Source organism: Mesorhizobium sp. M0139, from assembly GCF_040322455.1.
GTDB lineage: Bacteria > Pseudomonadota > Alphaproteobacteria > Rhizobiales > Rhizobiaceae > Mesorhizobium.
In genome coordinates this window covers 1-20,169 of record NZ_JAMYTN010000013.1, presented here as the reverse complement: position 1 = coordinate 20,169, position 20,169 = coordinate 1, and the positions used below count along the sequence as shown (strand labels likewise).

Genomic DNA, 20,169 nt, shown 5'->3' with positions numbered 1-20,169 from the left:
TCTAGCGCGTGACCCCGAAAATCTACTCCGGCTTTCGGAAAGGATCATGCGCAAGATCAAAGTTTCTGCAGCGCGTCCAGAGGATGCGGCGTGCTCCAGGTCGGGGCAATAACACTATGAAACGGTTCTTGCGAGCCAAAGTCCCAGAAACAGGGCGATAATGGCGCCAACGACGCTGGCCAGCGCATATCCCAACGCCGGCAGCGTCGCTCCGCGCTCCCACAGGGTCGCGAAATCGAGCGAAAAGGCGGAGAAGGTGGTGAAGCCGCCAAGGATGCCGGTGGCGACGAACAGCCGGAGCTCATTGGAACCGCCGCGCCGCATCAGCGCGGCGATGAACAGCCCCATGGCAAAGGAGCCGACGATGTTGATCGCCATCGTCCCCCAGGGGTAGTTGGGGCCGACGAGGCGCAAGGCGCCGATGTTGGTAAGGTGGCGGATGCCGGCGCCGATGCCGCCGCCGACCACAACGAGAAGCAGATTGAACATGCCCAATCCCTTCAGGCCAACGCCTCAGGTCGTCTCGACCTTCTTTGCCTTGCTCGAGCCGATCATCTTCCAGTTCTTGTAGAACATGGAATTGATGCGCTCGACGGTGACCGAAACGATGGCCAGAAGTCCGGCGATGAAGCCGGGGAACGGCGACGGGCGGATGATGTCCATGAACACGCAGTAGCGGCGTCCGTCATACTCGTTGACCGAGCGGTGCAGCAGCGTGTCGTCGAAAATATAGAGTGGGTTGTCGTGCCAGTAATTCCTGGCGCCGTTGCATTCGACGAAAACCTCTGCCTTCACCGGCAAGAGATTGTAGAGGATGCGCAGGCTGAGCCGCAGCGGTCCGAAATGCCAGGAAGTCGATTCCTTGCCTCTGAAGACAGACACGGCAATGGTCTTGATGTATTTGAAATCCTTGTTGAATTCTGCGACATTGTCGATCCGGTGCTTGCCGTACCACTGATAGACATACATGCCGCGACGACCGGTGCCGAAATTGGCGTCGATATCGGCGATGATCTCGTCCTTGCGCGCCTTGAAGACGTCAAGAACCTCGTTGACCTCGCGCTGATAATCGGCAGGAAACTGCTCCAGCTTCCACACACCCGGGTTGCGGTAGCAAACGAGGTCCACCAGCAGATTGAAGGGCGACAGCAGCCAGGTGAAGATGCCATTGCCGAGGAAATAGCCGCGCAACAGCGACAGATCCTTGCTGGCGTTGCGCAGCACATCGATCAGGCCGCAGACGATCCAGATCGTGGTCAGGATCGGAATGAAATAGAAGCCGAGCGCGAGCAGCGGGACAGCAATCACAGCCTGGCGAAGCGTCTTGCGAAGGGATTTTGTCATTTCTGTTCGCGCGGCGCGCTGTCCCCGTTCCGAATTATCGCCCGTCCTGGCAGCCTCCCGGCCGAGTCATGCGACGTGATAGGGCTTTTTGTCATGCGGTACAATCACACTGCTGTGACTGGCGGGGACAGAATTTCAGTTCATCGCGGGCAGGCCGAGTTCGTCCCGTTTGTCCCGCGCGCCTATTTTTCCCGCTCGCTGCGCAGCTTTGCCCAATAGTCCAGCCGTTTCTTGATATCGCGCTCGAAGCCGCGTTCGGGCGGATCGTAAAAGATCTGCCGGCCCATCTTTTCGGGGAAATAGTCCTGGCCGGAAAAGGCATCGGGCTGGTCGTGATCGTAGCGGTAGCCGGCGCCGTAATCCCCCTCTTTCATCAGCTTGGTCGGCGCGTTGAGGATGTGCTTGGGCGGCAGCAGCGAACCGAACTCCTTCGCCGCCCGCGTGGCTGCCTTGAAGGCGGTATAGACGGCGTTGGATTTGGGCGCGGTGGCGAGATAGACGGTGGCCTCGGCGAAGGCCAGTTCGCCTTCGGGCGAGCCGAGGTAGTCGTATGCGTCCTTGGCGGCGTTGGCGATAACCAGCGCCTGCGGGTCGGCCAGCCCGATATCCTCCATCGCCATGCGCACCAGCCGGCGGCCGAGATAGAGCGGATCCTCGCCGGCGTCGAACATGCGGGCAAGATAATAAAGCGCCGCGTCCGGATCGGACCCGCGCACCGACTTGTGCAGCGCCGAGATCAGATTGTAGTGACCGTCCTGGCCCTTGTCATAGATCGGCGCGCGGCGCTGCACGATGCGCTGCAACCCTTCGGGATCAAAAACCTCGCCGGGTTTGGCGGCGCGCCAGACTTCCTCGGCCAGCGTCAGCGAGGCCCGGCCGTCGCCATCGCTCATGCGGATGAGCATCGCCCGCGCCTCGTCGTCGAGCGGCAGCGCCCTGCCCTCCGTCTCCTCCGCCCGCGTCATCAGTTTGGCGATGCTGTCCTCGCCCAGCGAGTGAAACACCAGCACCCGCGCTCGCGACAGAAGCGCGGCGTTCAGCTCGAACGATGGATTTTCGGTGGTGGCGCCGACCAGAACAACTGTTCCATCCTCCATGACCGGGAGGAAAGAGTCCTGCTGGGCACGGTTGAAGCGATGGATCTCGTCGACGAACAGCAGCGTCTGGCGGCCATTGGTGCGGCGCAGCTTCGCTGCTTCGAACACTTTCTTCAGGTCGGCGACGCCGGAAAACACCGCCGATATCTGCTCGAAAGCAAGACGGGTCTCGCCGGCCAGCAGCCGCGCAACGGTAGTCTTGCCGGTGCCGGGTGGCCCCCAGAAAATCATCGAGCCGAGCGAACCGGAGTTGATGAGCCGCGTCAGTGCGCCGTCGGGGCCGGTCAGATGCTCCTGGCCGACGACCTCGCCAAGGTTTTTCGGGCGCAGCCGATCGGCCAAAGGCCGGCCGGGCGGCGCTCTTTCCGGTTCATCGACGCTGAACAGATCGGCCATCTAGGTCTTCTGGTTGGAGCACGATCCTCAGAAATGGGAAGATCGCCTCAGTAACGCAACACCTGGCGCAGTATCTGCCCGCCGCGCTCGACGGTAAAGCGCCACCAGCGCGTATCCTGCTGGGCAAGCTGCGCCAGTGTCGCCGCCGTATCGACGGTGGTGCCGTTCACCTCGCGCACGATGTCGCCGGGCTGGAAGCCGAAATCGGCAGCCGGCGAATCGCGGTTGATGTCGACCACGGTGACGCCCTTGAGGTCGGTGCGCAGGCCAAGCCGCTGGGCGAGCCTGGGCGACAGTTCCGCGACCTTGGCGCCGGAGAATGGGCTGCGGCCATGCAGCGTCACTTCCGACGCCTTGGCGCCTTCCGGCGCGCGCTCCAGTGCAATCTCCATCGTCGCCTGCTGGCCCTTGCTCAGGATGGCGAAGGTCGCCTTGGTGCCGATCGACAGGGTCGCCATGCGGTAGTCCAGCGCCTCGATGCCTTCGACGGTCGTGCCGTTGAGCTGCAGCACGACGTCGCCGGGCTTCAGCCCTGCCTTGGCCGCCGGTCCGGCTTCCTCGACCGACGACACCAGCGCGCCGGTCGGCTTCTCCATGCCAAGCGATTCGGCGATCTGCGGTGTGACCGCTTCGAACTCGGCGCCTATATAGGGCCGCTCGAAGAAATCGAGCCCGGCCTTGGCCGCGTCGGCGAAGGCGCGCACCATGTTGGCCGGGATGGCAAAGCCGATGCCGATCGAGCCGCCGCTGCGGCTGTAGATGGCGGTGTTGATGCCGACCAGCTGGCCGCCCATGTTGATCAGCGCGCCGCCGGAATTGCCGGGATTGATGGCGGCGTCGGTCTGGATGAAGTAGCCCGAATCCGAAACGCCGATATGGCTGCGGGCAAGCGCCGACACGATGCCGCTGGTGGTGGTCTGGCCGACGCCGAACGGATTGCCGATGGCCAGCACCAGGTCGCCGACCTCGAGCGCGTCGGAATCGCCGATGGCGATCACCGGAAAGGGCTTGTCGGAGTTGATCTTGAGCACGGCGAGGTCAAGCGTCTCGTCCTTGAGCATGACCTTCGAGGTGAATTCGCGCCCGTCGGCGGTCGCGACCTTGACCTCGTCGGCATCCTTGATCACGTGGAAATTGGTGACGACGACGCCGCTTGGATCGACCAGCACGCCCGAGCCGAGCGATGATTGCGCGCGCGGCTGCGCGCGGCCGAAGAATTCCTCGAAGAAAGGATCGCCGTCGAAGGGCGACGTGACCTTGGCCGTCTGCGAAGCATAGACATTGACCACCGCCGGCGCCGTCTGCTTGACCAGGGGCGCAAACGACAGCTGTACCTCTTCGCGGCCGAACGGCACGCGCTTGTCGGGACCGGAGGTGCCGTTCTCGCCTTCGACGCCATGCAGGAGGTCGGTCAGCACATCGGAGAGCCCCGGATCGGCTGGCTTGGCGGCGTCCTCGGCCAGAGCCTGCCTGACTGTCGGCGCGGCTGCGAACGCCATCATGGCGAAGAGCAGAACAAGAGACAGTCGGTTGGCGCGCATTCGCGAATCCTCCAAGGCAAGTTCGGGGGCATTGTCCCGACGATTGTGCAAAATGAAAGGCTAAGCCGCTGAAATACGATTATTTTGGGCATCAAAGCAGCTATAGGTCGACTTGAAACTGAAAACCTTCGTCGGCCCTCATGAAAAAACAACTCCTGTCATTCCGTGACTTTTTGAAGACCGGCACTTTTGGGCCTGTTTTCCCTTCTCTGAAAATGATCGACATCGCCGGTATGCTAGGTCCGCCTGACGGCTGGATCACGGAACATGCAGAGACGATTCCGGTCTATTGGACTTTCGGAAAGCTCGAAATTTCCTTTGATGAAGAAGCACCTCATTGGATGAACTGGTTTCAGATCGAAGAAGCGGGCTATCTCGAAGGTGATTTTGAGGTTCTCACCGATCGCCTTGTGCTCTCATTGGATGGGTTCAGTGGAGAGACGACACCTTCGGAATTCTTGACTGCCGGCCTTTGGGCTCCAGAAGAGGCAGCGGTGTTCTACGCCGCCTTGAGCGACGAAATATTGCTGAACATCTGCGCGGGTCCCGTTCAGATTCATTTCCGAGTCGATACAGACTTCATCGAAGATGGGGACGCCCAAAAATACCTGACCAATTCCAACGTGTCGCGAGTGGTCAGCGATATAGATTCCCGCGCCACCCTCGACAGTATCTATTCCTATCCCCAACCGGCGTTCGAAGAGATCCCCGGCGCCTTCAATTGGAATCTGCTTAGCGGTCGCGACTACCTGATGCTTACTCGCTAAACGTAAGACACGCTAAACGTAGGACGCCGGTAACAAAAAGGGGCCCGAAGGCCCCTTGAAGTCATTCCTGAAAAACCGAGCCTTATGCGGCAGTGGCTTCCTCGTTGGCGCCTTCGGCTTCGAGGCGGGCGCGGTCGCCGGCGCCCTTGGCGTCGGTGTCGCGGTCGACGAACTCGATGACCGCCATGGCGGCATTGTCGCCGTGGCGGAAGCCCGCCTTCATGATGCGCAGATAGCCGCCGTTGCGGTCGGCGTAGCGCGGCGCAATCGTGTCGAACAAACGCTTGACGACGCCTTCATTGCCGATCTGGGCAATGACCTGGCGGCGCGCATGCAAGTCGCCGCGCTTGCCGAGCGTCACCAGCTTCTCGACGATCGGACGCAAATCCTTCGCCTTCGGCAGGGTGGTGACGATCTGCTCATGCTCGAGCAGCGACACGGCGAGGTTGGCGAACATCGACTTGCGATGGCTAATGCTTCGGGCGAAGCGGCGGCCTTTAAAACCGTGGCGCATGGCTCTTTTCCTTCAGTTGTTCAAGAGGCCACGGCCTCTGATGGTTTTCCGCATGACCGTCGGATCGAGCGGCCCACGCCGCCGATCCTTGGACTTCATGCTCAATATTGGTCTTCGTAACGCTTGGCGAGGTCTTCGATGTTTTCCGGCGGCCAGTCCGGCACTTCCATGCCGAGGTGCAGGCCCATCGCCGCGAGCACTTCTTTGATCTCGTTCAGCGACTTGCGGCCGAAGTTCGGGGTGCGCAGCATCTCGGCTTCGGTCTTCTGGATGAGATCGCCGATGTAGACGATGTTGTCGTTCTTCAGGCAGTTGGCCGAACGCACCGAAAGCTCGAGCTCGTCCACTTTCTTGAGCAGCGCCGGGTTGAAGGCGAGCTCGGTGACGGCCTCGGTGGCGACTTCCTTCTGCGGCTCGTCGAAATTGACGAACAGGCCAAGCTGGTCCTGCAGGATGCGGGCAGCGAATGCCACCGCGTCCTCGCCCGAGATCGAACCGTCGGTCTCGATGGTCATGGTCAGCTTGTCATAGTCGAGAACCTGGCCCTCGCGGGTGTTCTCGACCTTGTAGGAGACCTTCTTGACCGGCGAATACAGGCTGTCGACCGGGATCAGGCCGATCGGCGCGTCTTCGGCGCGGTTGCGGTCTGCCGGCACGTAACCCTTGCCGGTGTCGACTGTGAATTCCATACGGATTTCAGCGCCCTCGTCCAGCGTGCAGATGACGTGGTCGGGGTTGAGGATCTCGACGTCGCCAACCGTCTGGATGTCGCCAGCCAGAACCGCACCCGGGCCCTGCTTGCGAACGACCATGCGCTTGGGACCATCGCCTTCCATGCGGATGGCGATTTCCTTGATGTTGAGGACGATGTCGGTCACGTCCTCACGCACGCCGGCAATCGACGAGAATTCATGCAGAACGCCGTCGATCTGCACGGCGGTGACAGCCGCACCGCGCAGCGAAGACAAAAGCACGCGGCGCAGCGCGTTGCCGAGCGTCAGGCCGAAGCCACGCTCGAGCGGCTCGGCGACCAGCGTGGTCAGCGTCTTCTTCTTCGACGAGAACTCGATCTTGTTCGGCTTGATCAGTTCCTGCCAATTTTTCTGGATCATGATGCTTTCCTTCCGTTGACCCGCCACCATCCAATCGTGGCGGGCGACCTGGAGTGCCGTGGAGGAGCGCCTTGAGGCGCTCACGCGGCGTTCGGTAATGTCTTAGACGCGGCGCTTCTTACGCGGGCGGCAGCCATTGTGCGGGATCGGCGTCACATCACGGATCGAAGTGATGGTGAAGCCGGCAGCCTGCAGGGCGCGAAGCGCCGATTCACGACCGGAGCCGGGTCCGCAGACCTCGACTTCGAGCATGCGCATGCCGTGTTCCTGGGCCTTCTTGGCGACGTCTTCGGCAGCCATCTGGGCGGCGAACGGGGTCGACTTGCGCGAACCCTTGAAGCCCTGGGCACCGGCCGACGACCAGGCAATCGAATTGCCCTGCGCGTCGGTGATGGTGATCATCGTGTTGTTGAAGGTCGAATTGACGTGGGCAACGCCCGACGAGATGTTCTTGCGTTCGCGACGGCGAACACGAGCGGCTTCCTTGGCCATGATAGTCCTTTCAGTTGATCTCTACACCGCCGTAATGCCAGCGGCTCCACCTTTGAAAGCGAGTAGTGAGCAGGGACCAGCGAATAGGGAACCCCTACTCGCTAATGGCTACTCGCTATCGCTCACTTACTTCTTCTTGCCGGCGATCGACTTGGCCGGGCCCTTGCGGGTGCGTGCATTGGTGTGCGTGCGCTGGCCGCGAACCGGCAGCGAACGGCGGTGACGCAGACCGCGGTAGCAGCCGAGGTCCATGAGACGCTTGATGTTCATCGACACTTCGCGGCGCAGGTCGCCTTCGACCTGGTAGTCGCGGTCGATGGTCTCGCGGATCTGCAGCACTTCCGCGTCGGTCAGCTGGTTGACGCGGCGCTCGGCCGGGATGCCGACCTTGTCGACGATCTCCTGGGCGAACTTCTTGCCAATGCCGTGAATGTACTGAAGCGCAATGACGACGCGCTTGTTGGTCGGAATGTTGACGCCGGCTATACGAGCCATATTCTTCTCTGCTCCATGTGGGACCGGCCGGCCTTCAAAACAAGGCATGCGCGGCGCTGTTCAAATTACCCCGCGTCCGGTGGAGGCCGGCCCTTGCGGGAGTTCCCTAGTTTCAATGCGGCTGCCTTGCCCTTGCGGACAAGCAAGCCTCATGCCTGATAGGAAGACGGGCCGCCATAACCCAGCGAACCGTTCCAGTCAAGCGCAATCTTTACTTTACCGTAACGGTCTCCCGCGTCACCGCCGCGAGCAGCGCTTCAATCTCCGCCGTCACGGTGTCGACAGGAGCCATGCCGTCGACACTCCTAAGCGAGCGTTTGGCGTAATAATAGCCGATCAGCGGCGCCGTCTTCTTGTAATATTCCCGCAGGCGCTCTTCGAACACCACCGGATTGTCGTCCTTGCGCACCGGCTGTCCGGCGGCCTTGGCGTCGTCGGCGCGCTTGACGATGCGGCCGACCAACGCTTTGTCGTCGACGACGAACTCGATCACGGCATCGAGGCCAATGCCGCGCTCGGCGAGCATCGATTCAACCGCATCAGCCTGCACCAGCGTGCGCGGATATCCGTCGAGGATGAAACCGTTGGTGCAATCGGGCTGGTCGATGCGCTCGGCCACGATCGCGTTGACAATGGCGTCGGAAACCAGCTCGCCGGCATCCATCACCGCCTTGGCGCGCTTGCCGACTTCAGTGCCGGCCTGTACGGCGGCCCGCAGCATGTCGCCCGTCGACAGCTGCGGTATGCCGTATTTTTCTACCAGTCTTTGTGCTTGCGTCCCCTTGCCCGCTCCTGGCGGCCCAAGCAATATCAATCTCATCTGGCCTTCTTCCCCCCGCGCAGCTTCGACTTCTTGATCAGGCCCTCATACTGGTGCGCGATCAGGTGACCCTGGATCTGCGCCACCGTATCGAGGGTTACACTGACCACGATCAGAAGCGATGTGCCACCGAGGTAGAATGGTACGCCAGTCGCCGAAATCAGGAACTCGGGCAGCAGGCACACCAGCACCAGATAGATGGCGCCGACGACGGTGATGCGCGTCAGGACATAGTCGATGTAATCGGCGGTGCGCTCACCCGGACGGTAGCCCGGAATGAAGCCGGAATGCTTCTTGAGCTGGTCGGCGGTGTCCTTCGGATTGAACACGATGGCCGTGTAGAAGAAGGCGAAGAACACGATCATTGCCGCATAGAACAGCATGTAGAGCGGCTGGCCGTGGCCGAGCGAGGCGAGCACGGTGCTTGCCCAGGCCGGCAGGTTTGTCGTCTGCGAGAAGCCGGCGACCGTTGCCGGCAGCAAAAGCAGCGACGACGCGAAGATCGGCGGAATGACGCCCGACGTGTTGAGCTTCAGCGGCAGATGCGAGGTATCGCCCTGGAACATGCGGTTGCCGACCTGGCGCTTCGGATACTGGATCAGCAGGCGGCGCTGCGCGCGCTCGAAGAACACGATCAGCGCGATGACGATGATAGCCAGCACGATGATCGCGAGTATCAGCCCGGTCGATAGGGCGCCGGTGCGGCCGAGCTCCAGCGTGCCGGAGATGGCGCGCGGCAGGCCGGCGACGATGCCGGAAAAGATGATCAGCGAAATGCCGTTGCCGATGCCGCGGGCGGTGATCTGCTCGCCCAGCCACATCAGGAACATGGTTCCGCCAACCAGCGTGACGACGGTCGAGATGCGGAAGAACATGCCGGGATCATTGACGATGCCGTTGCCGCCTTCCAGGCCCACCGAAATGCCGTAGGCCTGCACCAGCGCCAGGAGTACCGTGCCGTAGCGCGTGTACTGGTTGATGACCTTGCGGCCCTGCTCGCCTTCCTTTTTCAGCGCCTCCAGCGACGGAATGACCGAGGTCATCAGCTGCATGATGATGGAGGCTGAGATGTAAGGCATGATGCCGAGCGCGAAGATCGCCATGCGCTGCACGGCGCCGCCGGCGAACATGTTGAACATGCCGAGCACGCCCTTGGCCTGCGAAGAGAAGGCCTGCGCGAATGCATCCGGATTGATGCCGGGCAGCGGGATATAGGTGCCGAGGCGATAGACGAGCAGCGCGCCGACGGTGAACCAGATTCGCTTCTTCAGGTCCTCCGCCTTGGCGAAAGCCGCAAAATTCAGATTCGAGGCTAGTTGTTCAGCAGCCGAAGCCATGCCTGATTCTCCGCTAGAGCATGATGCCGAAAAGTGTGAAGCGGTTTTCGGACAACGTCATGCGCTATTTCTTTGATTTGTATGTCACGCTCGATGCCCGCAGCTCAGGCGGCGCGTGGCACCGAAGCTCACGAGATAAGCTCCGGGCTCTAAACATGCAAGCGGCCGCGTTGACGCGGCCGCCTAATTGATTGGATCAAAGCGCAATCGTGAACAAAAACGGATACCGTTCCTGCCGACCGCGCTTCAAATTGCCGTTACTCCGCTGCCGCTTCCGGCAGCTTGACCGAACCGCCGGCCTTTTCGATCTTCTCGATCGCGGCCTTGGAGGCGCCCGCGACGTCGAAGGCAAGCTTTGCCTTGAGCTCGCCGTCCGAGAGGATGCGCACGCCGTCCTTGACGCGGCGGATGACGCCGGCGGCAACGAGCGCCTCGGCCGTCACGGTCGCCTTGGCGTCAAGCTTCTTGGCATCGAGCGCCGTCTGGATACGAGCCAGCGACACGACGACAAAGCTCTTGGCGAAGATGTTATTGAAGCCACGCTTCGGCAGGCGCCGATAGAGCGGCATCTGGCCGCCCTCGAAGCCGTTGATGGCAACGCCGGAGCGCGCCTTCTGGCCCTTGACGCCGCGACCGCCGGTCTTGCCCGAGCCGGAGCCGATGCCACGGCCGAGACGCTTCTTGGAGTGCGTCGCGCCGTCCTTGTCACGCAGATCGTTGAGTTTCATCTGGGTTCTCCTGCGCTTTTGCTCAGCCCTCGTCCACGACGCGGACGAGATGCTGGACGGCAGCGATCATGCCGCGCACCGAGGGAGTGTCCTCCAGAGTGCGCTGCTTGTGCATCTTGTTGAGGCCGAGGCCGACCAGCGTCGCGCGCTGTTCCTTCGGGCGGCGGATCGGCGAACCGATCTGCTCAACGGTGATGGTCTTGGTTGCTTTCTTGGCCATGGTCAAAATCCCTGGTCAGATCGACTATTCTTCAGCCGCAACGGCGGTGCCGCGGCGGGCCTGAAGGGTCGAATACTTGATGCCGCGTGCAGCAGCCACATCCTTGGGATGCATCTGGCTCTTCAGCGCGTCGAATGTGGCACGAACCATGTTGTAGGGGTTCGACGAACCCATCGACTTGGCGACCACGTCATGCATGCCGAGCGTCTCGAAGACAGCGCGCATCGGGCCGCCGGCGATGATGCCGGTACCCTGCTTGGCAGCGCGCAGCAGCACGCGTCCGGCGCCCCAGCGTCCTTCGACGTCGTGGTGCAGCGTGCGGCCCGAGCGCAGCGGCACGAAAATCATGTCGCGCTTGGCCGACTCAGTTGCCTTGCGGATCGCTTCCGGCACTTCGCGCGCCTTGCCGTGACCGAAGCCGACGCGGCCCTTCTGGTCGCCGACGACGACGAGTGCTGCAAAACCGAAGCGACGGCCGCCCTTGACGACCTTGGCGACACGGTTGATGTGGACGAGCTTGTCCACCATGCCGTCATCGCGTTCTTCACGATCGCGGCCGCGGCCGCCATCCCTACGTTCCTGTGCCATATCCTGTTCCTTGTTTTTTTCCGGAAGCACGGTTGCTGATAAGATCCGGTGCGCCTCTTTGGGTCACCGGGGGCGAATTATTTTTCCTTGCATGATCTTGTCCGAAAAGTCTGCAACTTTTTGCTGCGCTGACCTTCGGTTCGGGATCAGGCAATTAGAAGCTCAGACCGCCTTCACGGGCAGCCTCGGCCAGCGCCTTGACGCGGCCGTGATAGATATAGGCGCCGCGGTCAAAGACGACTTCCTTGACGCCGGCCTTCGAAGCACGCTCGGCGATCAGCTTGCCAACAGCGGCTGCTGCCTCGGTGTCGGCGCCGGTCTTGAGCGAACCCTTGAGGTCCTTCTCGAGTGTCGATGCAGCCGCGATGGTATGGCCCTTGGCATCGTCGATGACCTGCACGTAGATGTTCTTCGACGTGCGGTGAACCGAGAGACGCGGACGTTCGCCGGCGACCTTCTTGATCTGGCGGCGGACGCGCTGCGCGCGGCGCTGGATGGATTCCTTGGTAGCCATGATAGTCTTCCTTGCCTTCAAAAAACGGGGGCCGCCATGTGCGGTAGGCGAAAGCGCCTCCCGCGACCGCTCCCCGCGGCGTTGCACTTCTTTGGCTTGGCCTTTTCCGAAAAGTCTGCAACTTTCGGGGCCAGGCCTACTACTTCTTCTTGCCTTCCTTGCGGACGATCTTCTCGCCGGCATAGCGGACACCCTTGCCCTTGTAGGGCTCGGGACCGCGATACTCGCGGATCTCGGCTGCAACCTGGCCGACCTGCTGCTTGTCGATGCCGGTCACGGTGATTTCCGTCGGCTTCGGCACGGTGATCGTGATGCCGGCCGGCGTCTCGTAAACGACGTCGTGGCTGAAGCCAAGCGCCAGCTGCAGGTTCTTGCCCTGGAGTGCCGCGCGATAGCCGACGCCGGTGATCTCGAGCTTCTTCTCGAAACCGTCCTTGACGCCCTGCAGGATGTTGACGATCTGCGTGCGCGACATGCCCCACTTGGAGCGGGCGGTCTTGGTCTGGTCACGCGGCTGGACAGCGATTTCGCTGCCTTCCATCTTGACCAGCACTTCGTCGTTCACCACGAACTTCAGCTCGCCCTTGGGGCCCTTCGCCGTCACGGTCTGGCCGTTGACGGTCGCGGTCACGCCCTGCGGCAGCGAAACGGGTTTCTTTCCAATACGAGACATTTGGTTGTCCTCGTCACTTCTCTTGTTTCAGGTCTGCCGAATTAGAAAATCTGGCAGAGGATTTCGCCGCCGACATTCTGTTCGCGTGCTTCGTGATCGGCCATCACGCCCTTCGGCGTCGAAAGGATGGCGATGCCGAGGCCGTTGGCGACGTGCGGGATCGACTTGGCCGAGACGTAAACGCGGCGGCCAGGCTTCGAGACGCGGGCGATTTCGCGCACGACCGGAGCACCGTCGAAATACTTCAGCTCGATTTCGATTTCGGACTTGCCGTTGTCGAAGTCGGTCTGGCTGTAGTCGCGGATATAGCCTTCAGCCTTCAGCACGTCGAGGACGCGGGTACGCAGGCGCGAGGCCGGCGTCGAAACGCTCGACTTCTTGCGGCCATACGCGTTGCGGATGCGGGTCAGCATATCGCCGAGAGGATCGCTCAATGACATGTTATGTCCTCCTTACCAGCTCGACTTGACCAGGCCCGGGATCTGGCCGTTATTGCCGAGATCACGAAGCGCGATGCGCGATACTTTGAGCTTGCGATAATAGGCGCGCGGACGGCCGGTAACTTCGCAGCGGTTGCGGATGCGGATCTTGGCCGAGTTGCGCGGCAGGGCAGCAAGCTTCAGCTGAGCGCGGAAACGCTCTTCCATCGGCTTGGACTGGTCCATGATGATCGCCTTGAGCGCTGCGCGCTTGGGACCGTACTGGTCGGCAAGCTTGCGGCGCCTGTTGTTCTTCTCGACTGAGCTGGTCTTTGCCATTTCAGATTTTTCCTTTTCTCGCTGCCGTTACTGGCGGAAGGGGAAGTTGAAGGCCTTGAGCAATGCCCTGGCTTCGTCGTCCGTCTTCGCAGTCGTACAAACGATGACGTCCATGCCCCAGATCTGATCAACCTTGTCGTAGTTGATCTCCGGGAACACGATGTGTTCCTTGATGCCCATGGCGTAGTTGCCACGGCCATCGAAGCTCTTCGGATTCAGTCCGCGAAAGTCGCGGACGCGCGGCAGTGCGATGTTCACGAGACGGTCGAGGAACTCGTACATGCGTTCCTTGCGCAGCGTGACCTTGGCGCCGATCGGCATCTTCTCGCGGACCTTGAAGCCGGCGATGGAGTTGCGAGCGCGGGTGACGACGGCCTTCTGGCCGGCAATCATCGCCAGGTCTTCGGCCGCGATCGAAGGCTTCTTCGAATCCGCGGTCGCTTCGCCGACGCCCATGTTCAGCACGATCTTGTCGATGCGCGGAACCTGCATCTCGTTCTCGTAGCCGAACTGCTCCTGCAGCGCCTTGCGGATGGTCTCGTTGTAGACCTGCTTGAGACGCGGCGTGTTCTGGGCCTTGGACTGTTTGCTTTCAGCCTTGGCCTTCGTGGTTTGAGCCTTAGCCATTGATGACTTCTCCCGAGCGCTTGGCGACGCGCACCTTCTTGCCGTCCTTCTGGAAGATGAAGCCGACGCGGGTCGGCTTGCCATCCTTGGGGTCGGCCAGCGCGATGTTCGACAGCTGGATCGGCGCTTCCTTGGTGATGATCCCGCCCTCTTGGGACTGGGACTGCTTCTGGTGACGACGGATCATGTTGACGCCGCGAACCAGCGCGGTGTCTTCCTTCGGCTGAACCGAGAGGACTTCGCCCGAACGGCCCTTGTCCTTGCCGGCCAGCACGACGACCTTGTCGCCTTTTCTAATCTTTTGCATTGGTCCGGCTCCTTACAGCACTTCAGGCGCGAGCGAGATGATCTTCATGTGGTTCTTGGCGCGGAGTTCGCGCGGAACCGGTCCGAAGATACGCGTGCCGATCGGCTCTTTCTTGTTGTCGACGAGAACGGCCGCGTTCTTGTCGAAACGGATCACGCTGCCGTCCGGGCGGCGGATGTCCTTGGCCGTGCGAACCACGACCGCCTTCATCACATCGCCCTTCTTAACGCGGCCGCGCGGAATGGCTTCCTTGATCGACACCACGATGATGTCGCCTACGGAAGCGTATTTCCGCTTCGAGCCGCCCAGCACCTTGATGCACATGACACGACGGGCGCCGGAATTATCCGCGACGTCGAGGTTTGTTTGCATCTGAATCATGACTGGCCGCCTTCTTCTCTTCTAACGGGACGGGCTCAAAGCCCCTCCCCGGTCTGTCCTAAATTCGGTTTGTTACGCCTGGTCCGAAGACACGACGATCCAGCGCTTGTCCTTGGAAATCGGCTTCGATTCCTGGATGAACACCTGATCGCCGACCTTGTGGGCGTTGTTCTCGTCGTGCGCCTTGTACTTCTTGGTCATGCGCACGGTCTTCTTCATCACGGGATGCGTGAAGCGCCGTTCGACCTTGACGACTACCGTCTTCTCGTTCTTGTCGCTGACGACAGTGCCCTGCAGAATGCGCTTTGGCATGATTTTCGTCCTTAAGCCTTCTTGGCCGCGGACTTTTCCGCAGCGATGGTCTTGATACGCGCAATGTCCTTGCGAACCTGCCGCACGCGCGCGGTCTTCTCGAGCTGGCCGGTGGCCTTCTGGAAGCGCAGGTTGAACTGCTCCTTCTTCAGGCTGGCCAGATCGTCGGTCAGCTGGTCCTGGGTCTTCGTCCGGATGTCTTCGGCTTTCATGATCAGCCCGTCCTTATTCTGCGATGCGCTGTACGAAGCGCGTCCTGACCGAGAGCTTGGCCGCGCCGAGACGCAGCGCCTCACGGGCGGTTTCTTCGTTGACGCCGTCGATCTCGAACATGATGCGGCCCGGCTTGACGCGCGCCGCCCAGTAATCGACAGCGCCCTTGCCCTTGCCCATGCGCACTTCGGTCGGCTTCGACGTCACCGGCACATCAGGGAAAATACGGATCCACACGCGGCCGGCACGCTTCATCTCACGAGTGATCGCGCGGCGGGCCGCCTCGATCTCACGCGCGGTGACGCGGTTCGGCTCAAGCGCCTTCAGCCCGAAACCACCAAAATCCAGGTTGGTGCCGCCCTTTGCGGTACCATGGATACGGCCCTTGAACTGCTTGCGGAACTTTGTGCGCTTTGGCTGCAGCATCGTTCTAACTCCAAATTCCTAAATAATCAGGCGTTTTCGCGACGACGACCGCGTTCGCGATCACCACCACCGCCATGCGCAGCATCACCCTCGGTCGCGCGACGCTCCGAAGCCATCGGATCGTGCTCGAGGATTTCGCCCTTGAACACCCAGACCTTGACGCCGCAGATGCCGTAAGCCGTATGCGCTTCGGCCGTGCCATAGTCGACATCGGCGCGCAGCGTATGCAGCGGCACGCGGCCTTCGCGGTACCATTCCATGCGTGCAATCTCGGCGCCGCCGAGACGGCCGGCGCAGTTGATGCGGATGCCTTCGGCGCCCAGGCGCATGGCCGACTGAACGGCGCGCTTCATGGCGCGGCGGAACGCGATACGACGCTCGAGCTGCTGGGCGATCGACTGGGCGACCAGGGTCGCGTCGATTTCCGGCTTGCGCACTTCAACGATGTTCAAGTGCGTCTCGGACTTCGTCATCTCCATCAGCTTCTTGCGAAGCTTCTCGATGTCGGCGCCCTTCTTGCCGATGATCAGGCCCGGACGCGCCGCATGGATGGTGACGCGGCACTTCTTGTGCGGACGCTCGATCACGACCTTGGAGATCGCAGCCTGCTTGAGTTCCTTCTCAAGATACTTGCGGATCTTGATGTCCTCATGCAGCAGCTTGCCGTACTCGCCGGTGTTCGCGAACCAGCGCGAATCCCAGGTGCGGTTGATGCCGAGGCGCAGACCGATCGGATTGACTTTCTGACCCATTATGCGGCCTCCCCTTTTTCTTCGACTTCACGAACGACGATCGTGAGGTGCGAGAACGGCTTCTCGATACGGCTGGCGCGACCGCGGCCACGAGCATGGAACCGCTTCATGACGATCGACTTGCCGACATAGGCTTCCGCCACGATCAGCGCATCGACGTCGAGGTCGTGGTTGTTTTCCGCGTTGGCGATCGCCGATTCCAGCGTCTTCTTGACCGTGCCGGAAATCCGCTTGGCCGAGAATTCGAGGTCGGAAAGCGCTGTCGCGACCTTCTTGCCGCGGATCAGCGCGGCAACCAGGTTCAGCTTCTGCGGGCTGATACGGATCGTGCGCAGAACGGCGCGCGCTTCGTTGTCAGCAAGCCTGCGCGGAGCTTTGGCCTTGCCCATGATTATTTCCTCTTCGCCTTCTTATCCGCGCCGTGACCGTAATAGGTCCGGGTCGGAGCGAATTCACCGAACTTGTGACCGACCATGTCCTCGTTCACCGAGACGGGAACATGCTTCTGGCCGTTATAGACACCGAAGGTGAAGCCGACGAACTGCGGCAGGATGGTGGAGCGACGGCTCCACATCTTGATCACCTCATTGCGACCACCTTCACGAACCTTGTCCACCTTCTTGAGAAGGTAGCCGTCGATGAAGGGGCCTTTCCAAATAGAACGAGTCACTTGGCGTTACCTCTTCTTAGCTCTTGCGCTGATGGCGCGAGCGCAGGATGAACTTGTCGGTCGCCTTGTTGGACCGCGTCTTCTTGCCCTTGGTCGGCTTGCCCCACGGGCTGACCGGATGACGGCCACCGGAGGTGCGGCCTTCACCACCGCCATGCGGATGGTCGACCGGGTTCATGGTCACGCCGCGATTGTGCGGGCGCTTGCCGCGCCAGACCGTGCGGCCGGCCTTGCCGTCGTTGATGTTGCCGTGGTCGGGGTTCGACACGGCGCCGACGGTGGCCATGCAGGAGCCGTGAACGACACGCTGCTCGCCCGAGTTGAGGCGCAGGATCGCCATGCCCTGATCGCGACCGACCAGCTGGCCGTAGCCACCTGCCGAGCGGGCAACCTGGGCGCCCTTGCCCGGCTTCAGCTCGATGTTGTGGACGATCGTGCCGACCGGCATCGAGGCCAGCGGCATCGCATTGCCCGGCTTCACGTCGACCGATTCACCGGCCACGATCTTGTCGCCGGCGGCAAGGCGCTGCGGAGCGATGATGTAGGACAGCTCGCCATCGTCATACTTGATCAGCGCGATGAAGGCGGTGCGGTTCGGATCGTATTCAATGCGCTCGACCGTGCCGACGACGTCGAACTTGCGGCGCTTGAAGTCGATGATGCGGTACGAACGCTTGTGACCGCCGCCGATGAAGCGGGCCGTGATGCGGCCGTGATTGTTGCGGCCGCCCGACTTCGTCAGGCCTTCGGTCAGGCCCTTGACGGGCTTGCCCTTGTAGAGGCCCGAGCGGTCGACGATGACCAACTGGCGGGTGCTCGGCGTTACCGGGTTGAATTTTTTAAGTGCCATTGTCCTGTCCTCGCGGCCTAGCTCAGAGACCCGTCGCGACGTCGATCGACTGGCCGTCGGCCAGCGTCACGATCGCCTTCTTGACGTCGCTCTGGCGGCCGATCGTGCCGCGGAAGCGCTTGATCTTGCCCTTGCGGACAAGCGTGTTCACGGCCGTAACCTTGACGCCAAACAGCGCTTCGACAGCGGCCTTGATTTCCGGCTTCGACGCCTTCTTGGCGACGTTGAAAACAACCTGGTTGTTCTCGGAAGCCATGGTCGACTTTTCGGTGATCGCCGGCGAGACGATCACGTCGTAATGACGGAGGTCGGTCATTTAAAGCGCTCCTCGAGAGCCTCGACGGCGGCCTTCGAAAGGACCAGCGTGCCGCGGCGCAGAATGTCGTAGACGTTGATGCCCTGGATGGGCAGCACATCGATGTTCGGGATGTTGGTCGCCGCCAGCTTGAAGTTCTGGTCAAGCTCGGCACCGCCAATCACCAAGGCATTGGTCAGGCCCAGCGTCGCGAAATTCGCGATCAGCGCCTTCGTCTTGGCCTCGGTCAGCTTCAGCTCGTCGATGATGATGATCGACGCGCTCTTGGCCTTGGCCGAGAGAGCATGCCGCAAGCCCAGAGCGCGCACCTTCTTCGGCAGATCGTGCTCGTGGCTGCGAACGACCGGGCCGTGGGCCTTGCCGCCGCCGCGGAACTGCGGAGCGCGTGCCGAATGGTGACGGGCGCGGCCCGTACCCTTCTGCTTGTACATCTTGGCGCCGGTGCGCGCGATTTCGGCGCGGCCCTTGGCCTTGTGCGTGCCCTGCTGCCGTTTGGCCAGCTGCCAGCGCACGACGCGCTGCAGGATGTCCTCGCGCGGATCAAGGCCGAAAATCTCCTCGGAGAGTTTCACCTTGCCGGCGTCCTTGCCGCCAAGCGTTGTGATCTTGAGATCCATTATTCTGCTCCCTCTGCGGCCGGAGCCTCGTTCTTGGCGCCACTCTCGGCGGCAACGGCGCGGATCGCGGCAGGCTTCGGCGCATTGGCCGGCAGTGCCACCTTGGCCGCATCGCGGACCAGGATCCAGGCGCCCTTCGATCCGGGAACCGCACCGCGGATCAGGATCAGGCCGCGATCGGCGTCGGTCGAAACGATCTCGACATTCTGTGTGGTGACGCGGGTGTCGCCCATGTGGCCAGCCATATGCTTGCCCTTGAACACTTTGCCCGGATCCTGACGCTGGCCGGTCGAACCGTGCGTACGGTGCGAAACCGAGTTACCGTGCGTCGCGCGGCCACCACCCATGTGGTGGCGCTTGATGACGCCCTGGAAACCCTTGCCGATCGTCGTGCCCGTCACATCGACCTTCTGGCCGGCGACGAAGTGCTCGACGGTGATCTCGGCGCCGACATCGATCATGTTGTCGGCGGAGACGCGAAACTCGGCGACCTTCGCCTTCGGCTCGACGGAAGCGGTCGCGAAATGGCCGCGCATCGCCTTCGACGTGTTCTTCACCTTGGCAAGGCCAACGCCGAGCTGGACGGCCGTATAGCCGTTCTTCTCCTGCGTGCGCTGAGCCACGACCTGGCAGTTCTCCATCTGGAGAACGGTGACGGGAACATGTTCCCCGGCATCATTATAGATGCGGGTCATTCCCACCTTCTTTGCAATCACACCTGAACGCATCGGTTCAATTCCTTTAGAGTTCCGGGCCAGGGGCACCGCCCCTTACCGCGCTCTCATTCCCTTAGAGCTTGATCTCGACGTCGACACCGGCGGCCAGATCGAGCTTCATCAAAGCATCGACCGTCTGCGGGGTCGGATCGACGATGTCGAGCAGACGCTTGTGCGTGCGCATCTCGAACTGCTCGCGGCTCTTCTTGTCGACGTGAGGCGACCGGTTGACCGTGAACTTTTCGATCCGCGTCGGCAGCGGAATGGGGCCGCGGACGTTTGCTCCGGTGCGCTTGGCCGTCGACACGATTTCTTTCGTCGAGGCGTCAAGCACGCGGTGATCAAACGCCTTCAGGCGGATGCGGATATTCTGTCCGTTCATGCGTCACTTCCTTGTTCTGGCGCGGCGCGGGCAAATCCTGCGCCCGCGACAGATCGGTTTAAGTCTAAATTACTCTTTGATGGTGACGACGATGCCGGCACCGACGGTACGGCCGCCTTCACGGATGGCGAAGCGCAGCTTCTCTTCCATGGCGATCGGCACGATCAGCTCGACATCGACCGTGATGTTGTCGCCGGGCATAAC

At 61.6% G+C, this 20,169-nt stretch carries 33 protein-coding genes; 1 reads left to right on the top strand and 32 read right to left on the bottom strand.

The window, feature by feature from the left end; all coding sequences use genetic code 11:
* Nucleotides 1–114 precede the first annotated feature (114 nt).
* The 4 genes from crcB to NKJ58_RS22135 form a co-directional block, all read right to left on the bottom strand.
* The gene (crcB, locus tag NKJ58_RS22150; RefSeq protein ID WP_023688419.1) at nt 115–489 is read right to left on the bottom strand and encodes a fluoride efflux transporter CrcB; all 375 of its coding nucleotides are present in this window, start codon (nt 487–489) and stop codon (nt 115–117) included.
* A 24-nt stretch (nt 490–513) separates the two neighbouring features.
* Entirely contained in the window at nt 514–1,344 is an 831-nt protein-coding gene (locus tag NKJ58_RS22145; protein WP_023682594.1) for an aspartyl/asparaginyl beta-hydroxylase domain-containing protein, read from the bottom strand.
* A 182-nt stretch (nt 1,345–1,526) separates the two neighbouring features.
* A complete protein-coding gene (locus NKJ58_RS22140) occupies nt 1,527–2,837 on the bottom strand; it encodes a replication-associated recombination protein A (protein WP_023714163.1) in 1,311 nt (436 codons plus the stop codon).
* A gap of 47 nt (nt 2,838–2,884) precedes the next feature.
* The gene (locus NKJ58_RS22135) at nt 2,885–4,378 is read right to left on the bottom strand and encodes a DegQ family serine endoprotease (protein ID WP_023672765.1); all 1,494 of its coding nucleotides are present in this window, start codon (nt 4,376–4,378) and stop codon (nt 2,885–2,887) included.
* A 140-nt stretch (nt 4,379–4,518) separates the two neighbouring features.
* Here NKJ58_RS22135 and NKJ58_RS22130 point away from each other — a divergent pair, with 140 nt between their 5' ends.
* The gene (locus NKJ58_RS22130; RefSeq protein ID WP_023752307.1) at nt 4,519–5,145 is read left to right on the top strand and encodes a hypothetical protein; all 627 of its coding nucleotides are present in this window, start codon (nt 4,519–4,521) and stop codon (nt 5,143–5,145) included.
* 82 nt (nt 5,146–5,227) lie between these two features.
* On the opposite strand, the gene rplQ is transcribed toward NKJ58_RS22130, so the two are convergent.
* From rplQ to NKJ58_RS21990, 28 genes are all read right to left on the bottom strand, one after another.
* Complete coding sequence (gene rplQ, locus NKJ58_RS22125; RefSeq protein WP_023691248.1) at nt 5,228–5,659, bottom strand: 50S ribosomal protein L17; 432 nt, start codon at nt 5,657–5,659, stop codon at nt 5,228–5,230.
* Between the two features lie 101 nt (nt 5,660–5,760).
* The gene (locus NKJ58_RS22120) at nt 5,761–6,771 is read right to left on the bottom strand and encodes a DNA-directed RNA polymerase subunit alpha (RefSeq protein ID WP_023682599.1); all 1,011 of its coding nucleotides are present in this window, start codon (nt 6,769–6,771) and stop codon (nt 5,761–5,763) included.
* 102 nt (nt 6,772–6,873) lie between these two features.
* Nucleotides 6,874–7,263 carry a 30S ribosomal protein S11 gene (gene rpsK, locus NKJ58_RS22115; RefSeq protein WP_006205444.1) on the bottom strand — a complete coding sequence of 130 codons (390 nt, stop codon included), beginning with the start codon at nt 7,261–7,263 and terminating at the stop codon, nt 6,874–6,876.
* 126 nt (nt 7,264–7,389) lie between these two features.
* Complete coding sequence (gene rpsM, locus NKJ58_RS22110; RefSeq protein ID WP_006205445.1) at nt 7,390–7,758, bottom strand: 30S ribosomal protein S13; 369 nt, start codon at nt 7,756–7,758, stop codon at nt 7,390–7,392.
* A 211-nt stretch (nt 7,759–7,969) separates the two neighbouring features.
* On the bottom strand, nt 7,970–8,578 hold the full coding sequence (locus NKJ58_RS22105; protein ID WP_023701778.1) for an adenylate kinase: 609 nt from the start codon (nt 8,576–8,578) through the stop codon (nt 7,970–7,972).
* The gene (gene secY, locus NKJ58_RS22100) at nt 8,575–9,915 is read right to left on the bottom strand and encodes a preprotein translocase subunit SecY (RefSeq protein WP_023672761.1); all 1,341 of its coding nucleotides are present in this window, start codon (nt 9,913–9,915) and stop codon (nt 8,575–8,577) included. Before secY ends, NKJ58_RS22105 begins: the two co-directional genes overlap by 4 nt.
* A 257-nt stretch (nt 9,916–10,172) precedes the next feature.
* Nucleotides 10,173–10,643 carry a 50S ribosomal protein L15 gene (rplO, locus tag NKJ58_RS22095; RefSeq protein WP_023672760.1) on the bottom strand — a complete coding sequence of 157 codons (471 nt, stop codon included), beginning with the start codon at nt 10,641–10,643 and terminating at the stop codon, nt 10,173–10,175.
* 22 nt (nt 10,644–10,665) lie between these two features.
* Complete coding sequence (gene rpmD / locus NKJ58_RS22090; RefSeq protein ID WP_006205449.1) at nt 10,666–10,863, bottom strand: 50S ribosomal protein L30; 198 nt, start codon at nt 10,861–10,863, stop codon at nt 10,666–10,668.
* A gap of 24 nt (nt 10,864–10,887) precedes the next feature.
* A complete protein-coding gene (gene rpsE / locus NKJ58_RS22085; protein ID WP_006333394.1) occupies nt 10,888–11,451 on the bottom strand; it encodes a 30S ribosomal protein S5 in 564 nt (187 codons plus the stop codon).
* 154 nt (nt 11,452–11,605) lie between these two features.
* Nucleotides 11,606–11,965 carry a 50S ribosomal protein L18 gene (gene rplR / locus NKJ58_RS22080; RefSeq protein ID WP_023682602.1) on the bottom strand — a complete coding sequence of 120 codons (360 nt, stop codon included), beginning with the start codon at nt 11,963–11,965 and terminating at the stop codon, nt 11,606–11,608.
* Nucleotides 11,966–12,104: 139 nt separating this feature from the next.
* Nucleotides 12,105–12,638: a 50S ribosomal protein L6 gene (rplF, locus tag NKJ58_RS22075; protein WP_023682603.1), complete on the bottom strand. Its 534-nt coding sequence runs from the start codon at nt 12,636–12,638 to the stop codon at nt 12,105–12,107.
* A gap of 41 nt (nt 12,639–12,679) precedes the next feature.
* Nucleotides 12,680–13,078 (bottom strand): 30S ribosomal protein S8, encoded by a 399-nt coding sequence (gene rpsH, locus NKJ58_RS22070; protein WP_006205453.1) that lies wholly within the window; start codon nt 13,076–13,078, stop codon nt 12,680–12,682.
* 12 nt (nt 13,079–13,090) lie between these two features.
* The gene (gene rpsN, locus NKJ58_RS22065) at nt 13,091–13,396 is read right to left on the bottom strand and encodes a 30S ribosomal protein S14 (RefSeq protein WP_010909282.1); all 306 of its coding nucleotides are present in this window, start codon (nt 13,394–13,396) and stop codon (nt 13,091–13,093) included.
* A gap of 27 nt (nt 13,397–13,423) precedes the next feature.
* Nucleotides 13,424–14,023 carry a 50S ribosomal protein L5 gene (gene rplE, locus NKJ58_RS22060; protein WP_352497459.1) on the bottom strand — a complete coding sequence of 200 codons (600 nt, stop codon included), beginning with the start codon at nt 14,021–14,023 and terminating at the stop codon, nt 13,424–13,426.
* Nucleotides 14,016–14,330, bottom strand: coding sequence for a 50S ribosomal protein L24 (rplX, locus tag NKJ58_RS22055; protein WP_013531428.1), 315 nt, complete (start codon nt 14,328–14,330; stop codon nt 14,016–14,018). The genes rplE and rplX overlap by 8 nt, the downstream gene beginning before the upstream one ends.
* A 12-nt stretch (nt 14,331–14,342) precedes the next feature.
* The gene (gene rplN / locus NKJ58_RS22050) at nt 14,343–14,711 is read right to left on the bottom strand and encodes a 50S ribosomal protein L14 (RefSeq protein WP_006205457.1); all 369 of its coding nucleotides are present in this window, start codon (nt 14,709–14,711) and stop codon (nt 14,343–14,345) included.
* Between the two features lie 72 nt (nt 14,712–14,783).
* Nucleotides 14,784–15,023: a 30S ribosomal protein S17 gene (gene rpsQ / locus NKJ58_RS22045; protein WP_010909280.1), complete on the bottom strand. Its 240-nt coding sequence runs from the start codon at nt 15,021–15,023 to the stop codon at nt 14,784–14,786.
* A gap of 11 nt (nt 15,024–15,034) precedes the next feature.
* Nucleotides 15,035–15,235 carry a 50S ribosomal protein L29 gene (gene rpmC, locus NKJ58_RS22040; RefSeq protein WP_006205459.1) on the bottom strand — a complete coding sequence of 67 codons (201 nt, stop codon included), beginning with the start codon at nt 15,233–15,235 and terminating at the stop codon, nt 15,035–15,037.
* Between the two features lie 13 nt (nt 15,236–15,248).
* Nucleotides 15,249–15,662: a 50S ribosomal protein L16 gene (rplP, locus tag NKJ58_RS22035; protein ID WP_006205460.1), complete on the bottom strand. Its 414-nt coding sequence runs from the start codon at nt 15,660–15,662 to the stop codon at nt 15,249–15,251.
* 26 nt (nt 15,663–15,688) lie between these two features.
* The gene (rpsC, locus tag NKJ58_RS22030; RefSeq protein WP_023672753.1) at nt 15,689–16,414 is read right to left on the bottom strand and encodes a 30S ribosomal protein S3; all 726 of its coding nucleotides are present in this window, start codon (nt 16,412–16,414) and stop codon (nt 15,689–15,691) included.
* The gene (gene rplV / locus NKJ58_RS22025) at nt 16,414–16,803 is read right to left on the bottom strand and encodes a 50S ribosomal protein L22 (protein WP_006205462.1); all 390 of its coding nucleotides are present in this window, start codon (nt 16,801–16,803) and stop codon (nt 16,414–16,416) included. Before rplV ends, rpsC begins: the two co-directional genes overlap by 1 nt.
* 2 nt (nt 16,804–16,805) lie before the next feature.
* Nucleotides 16,806–17,084, bottom strand: a complete 279-nt coding sequence (gene rpsS, locus NKJ58_RS22020; RefSeq protein ID WP_006205463.1) for a 30S ribosomal protein S19 — start codon at nt 17,082–17,084, stop codon at nt 16,806–16,808.
* A gap of 16 nt (nt 17,085–17,100) precedes the next feature.
* Complete coding sequence (rplB, locus tag NKJ58_RS22015) at nt 17,101–17,934, bottom strand: 50S ribosomal protein L2 (protein WP_023706515.1); 834 nt, start codon at nt 17,932–17,934, stop codon at nt 17,101–17,103.
* 22 nt (nt 17,935–17,956) lie between these two features.
* Complete coding sequence (locus NKJ58_RS22010; protein WP_023672751.1) at nt 17,957–18,250, bottom strand: 50S ribosomal protein L23; 294 nt, start codon at nt 18,248–18,250, stop codon at nt 17,957–17,959.
* Nucleotides 18,247–18,867 (bottom strand): 50S ribosomal protein L4, encoded by a 621-nt coding sequence (gene rplD, locus NKJ58_RS22005; protein ID WP_023672750.1) that lies wholly within the window; start codon nt 18,865–18,867, stop codon nt 18,247–18,249. Before rplD ends, NKJ58_RS22010 begins: the two co-directional genes overlap by 4 nt.
* The gene (rplC, locus tag NKJ58_RS22000) at nt 18,867–19,595 is read right to left on the bottom strand and encodes a 50S ribosomal protein L3 (protein ID WP_023682606.1); all 729 of its coding nucleotides are present in this window, start codon (nt 19,593–19,595) and stop codon (nt 18,867–18,869) included. The genes rplD and rplC overlap by 1 nt, the downstream gene beginning before the upstream one ends.
* A 61-nt stretch (nt 19,596–19,656) precedes the next feature.
* Nucleotides 19,657–19,965, bottom strand: a complete 309-nt coding sequence (gene rpsJ, locus NKJ58_RS21995; protein ID WP_010909272.1) for a 30S ribosomal protein S10 — start codon at nt 19,963–19,965, stop codon at nt 19,657–19,659.
* A gap of 69 nt (nt 19,966–20,034) precedes the next feature.
* Nucleotides 20,035–20,169 (bottom strand): EF-Tu C-terminal domain-related protein (locus tag NKJ58_RS21990; RefSeq protein WP_473606819.1); only part of this gene is annotated, 135 nt, incomplete at its 5' end.

Bases quoted from the DNA above. Each gene is read 5' to 3' on its own strand.
- crcB (WP_023688419.1), bottom strand. From the start codon at position 489: ATGTTCAATCTGCTTCTCGTTGTGGTCGGCGGCGGCATCGGCGCCGGC.
- NKJ58_RS22145 (WP_023682594.1), bottom strand. From the start codon at position 1,344: ATGACAAAATCCCTTCGCAAGACGCTTCGCCAGGCTGTGATTGCTGTC.
- NKJ58_RS22140 (WP_023714163.1), bottom strand. From the start codon at position 2,837: ATGGCCGATCTGTTCAGCGTCGATGAACCGGAAAGAGCGCCGCCCGGC.
- NKJ58_RS22135 (WP_023672765.1), bottom strand. From the start codon at position 4,378: ATGCGCGCCAACCGACTGTCTCTTGTTCTGCTCTTCGCCATGATGGCG.
- NKJ58_RS22130 (WP_023752307.1), top strand. From the start codon at position 4,519: ATGAAAAAACAACTCCTGTCATTCCGTGACTTTTTGAAGACCGGCACT.
- rplQ (WP_023691248.1), bottom strand. From the start codon at position 5,659: ATGCGCCACGGTTTTAAAGGCCGCCGCTTCGCCCGAAGCATTAGCCAT.
- NKJ58_RS22120 (WP_023682599.1), bottom strand. From the start codon at position 6,771: ATGATCCAGAAAAATTGGCAGGAACTGATCAAGCCGAACAAGATCGAG.
- rpsK (WP_006205444.1), bottom strand. From the start codon at position 7,263: ATGGCCAAGGAAGCCGCTCGTGTTCGCCGTCGCGAACGCAAGAACATC.
- rpsM (WP_006205445.1), bottom strand. From the start codon at position 7,758: ATGGCTCGTATAGCCGGCGTCAACATTCCGACCAACAAGCGCGTCGTC.
- NKJ58_RS22105 (WP_023701778.1), bottom strand. From the start codon at position 8,578: ATGAGATTGATATTGCTTGGGCCGCCAGGAGCGGGCAAGGGGACGCAA.
- secY (WP_023672761.1), bottom strand. From the start codon at position 9,915: ATGGCTTCGGCTGCTGAACAACTAGCCTCGAATCTGAATTTTGCGGCT.
- rplO (WP_023672760.1), bottom strand. From the start codon at position 10,643: ATGAAACTCAACGATCTGCGTGACAAGGACGGCGCGACGCACTCCAAG.
- rpmD (WP_006205449.1), bottom strand. From the start codon at position 10,863: ATGGCCAAGAAAGCAACCAAGACCATCACCGTTGAGCAGATCGGTTCG.
- rpsE (WP_006333394.1), bottom strand. From the start codon at position 11,451: ATGGCACAGGAACGTAGGGATGGCGGCCGCGGCCGCGATCGTGAAGAA.
- rplR (WP_023682602.1), bottom strand. From the start codon at position 11,965: ATGGCTACCAAGGAATCCATCCAGCGCCGCGCGCAGCGCGTCCGCCGC.
- rplF (WP_023682603.1), bottom strand. From the start codon at position 12,638: ATGTCTCGTATTGGAAAGAAACCCGTTTCGCTGCCGCAGGGCGTGACC.
- rpsH (WP_006205453.1), bottom strand. From the start codon at position 13,078: ATGTCATTGAGCGATCCTCTCGGCGATATGCTGACCCGCATCCGCAAC.
- rpsN (WP_010909282.1), bottom strand. From the start codon at position 13,396: ATGGCAAAGACCAGCTCAGTCGAGAAGAACAACAGGCGCCGCAAGCTT.
- rplE (WP_352497459.1), bottom strand. From the start codon at position 14,023: ATGGCTAAGGCTCAAACCACGAAGGCCAAGGCTGAAAGCAAACAGTCC.
- rplX (WP_013531428.1), bottom strand. From the start codon at position 14,330: ATGCAAAAGATTAGAAAAGGCGACAAGGTCGTCGTGCTGGCCGGCAAG.
- rplN (WP_006205457.1), bottom strand. From the start codon at position 14,711: ATGATTCAGATGCAAACAAACCTCGACGTCGCGGATAATTCCGGCGCC.
- rpsQ (WP_010909280.1), bottom strand. From the start codon at position 15,023: ATGCCAAAGCGCATTCTGCAGGGCACTGTCGTCAGCGACAAGAACGAG.
- rpmC (WP_006205459.1), bottom strand. From the start codon at position 15,235: ATGAAAGCCGAAGACATCCGGACGAAGACCCAGGACCAGCTGACCGAC.
- rplP (WP_006205460.1), bottom strand. From the start codon at position 15,662: ATGCTGCAGCCAAAGCGCACAAAGTTCCGCAAGCAGTTCAAGGGCCGT.
- rpsC (WP_023672753.1), bottom strand. From the start codon at position 16,414: ATGGGTCAGAAAGTCAATCCGATCGGTCTGCGCCTCGGCATCAACCGC.
- rplV (WP_006205462.1), bottom strand. From the start codon at position 16,803: ATGGGCAAGGCCAAAGCTCCGCGCAGGCTTGCTGACAACGAAGCGCGC.
- rplB (WP_023706515.1), bottom strand. From the start codon at position 17,934: ATGGCACTTAAAAAATTCAACCCGGTAACGCCGAGCACCCGCCAGTTG.
- NKJ58_RS22010 (WP_023672751.1), bottom strand. From the start codon at position 18,250: ATGACCGACCTCCGTCATTACGACGTGATCGTCTCGCCGGCGATCACC.
- rplD (WP_023672750.1), bottom strand. From the start codon at position 18,867: ATGGATCTCAAGATCACAACGCTTGGCGGCAAGGACGCCGGCAAGGTG.
- rplC (WP_023682606.1), bottom strand. From the start codon at position 19,595: ATGCGTTCAGGTGTGATTGCAAAGAAGGTGGGAATGACCCGCATCTAT.
- rpsJ (WP_010909272.1), bottom strand. From the start codon at position 19,965: ATGAACGGACAGAATATCCGCATCCGCCTGAAGGCGTTTGATCACCGC.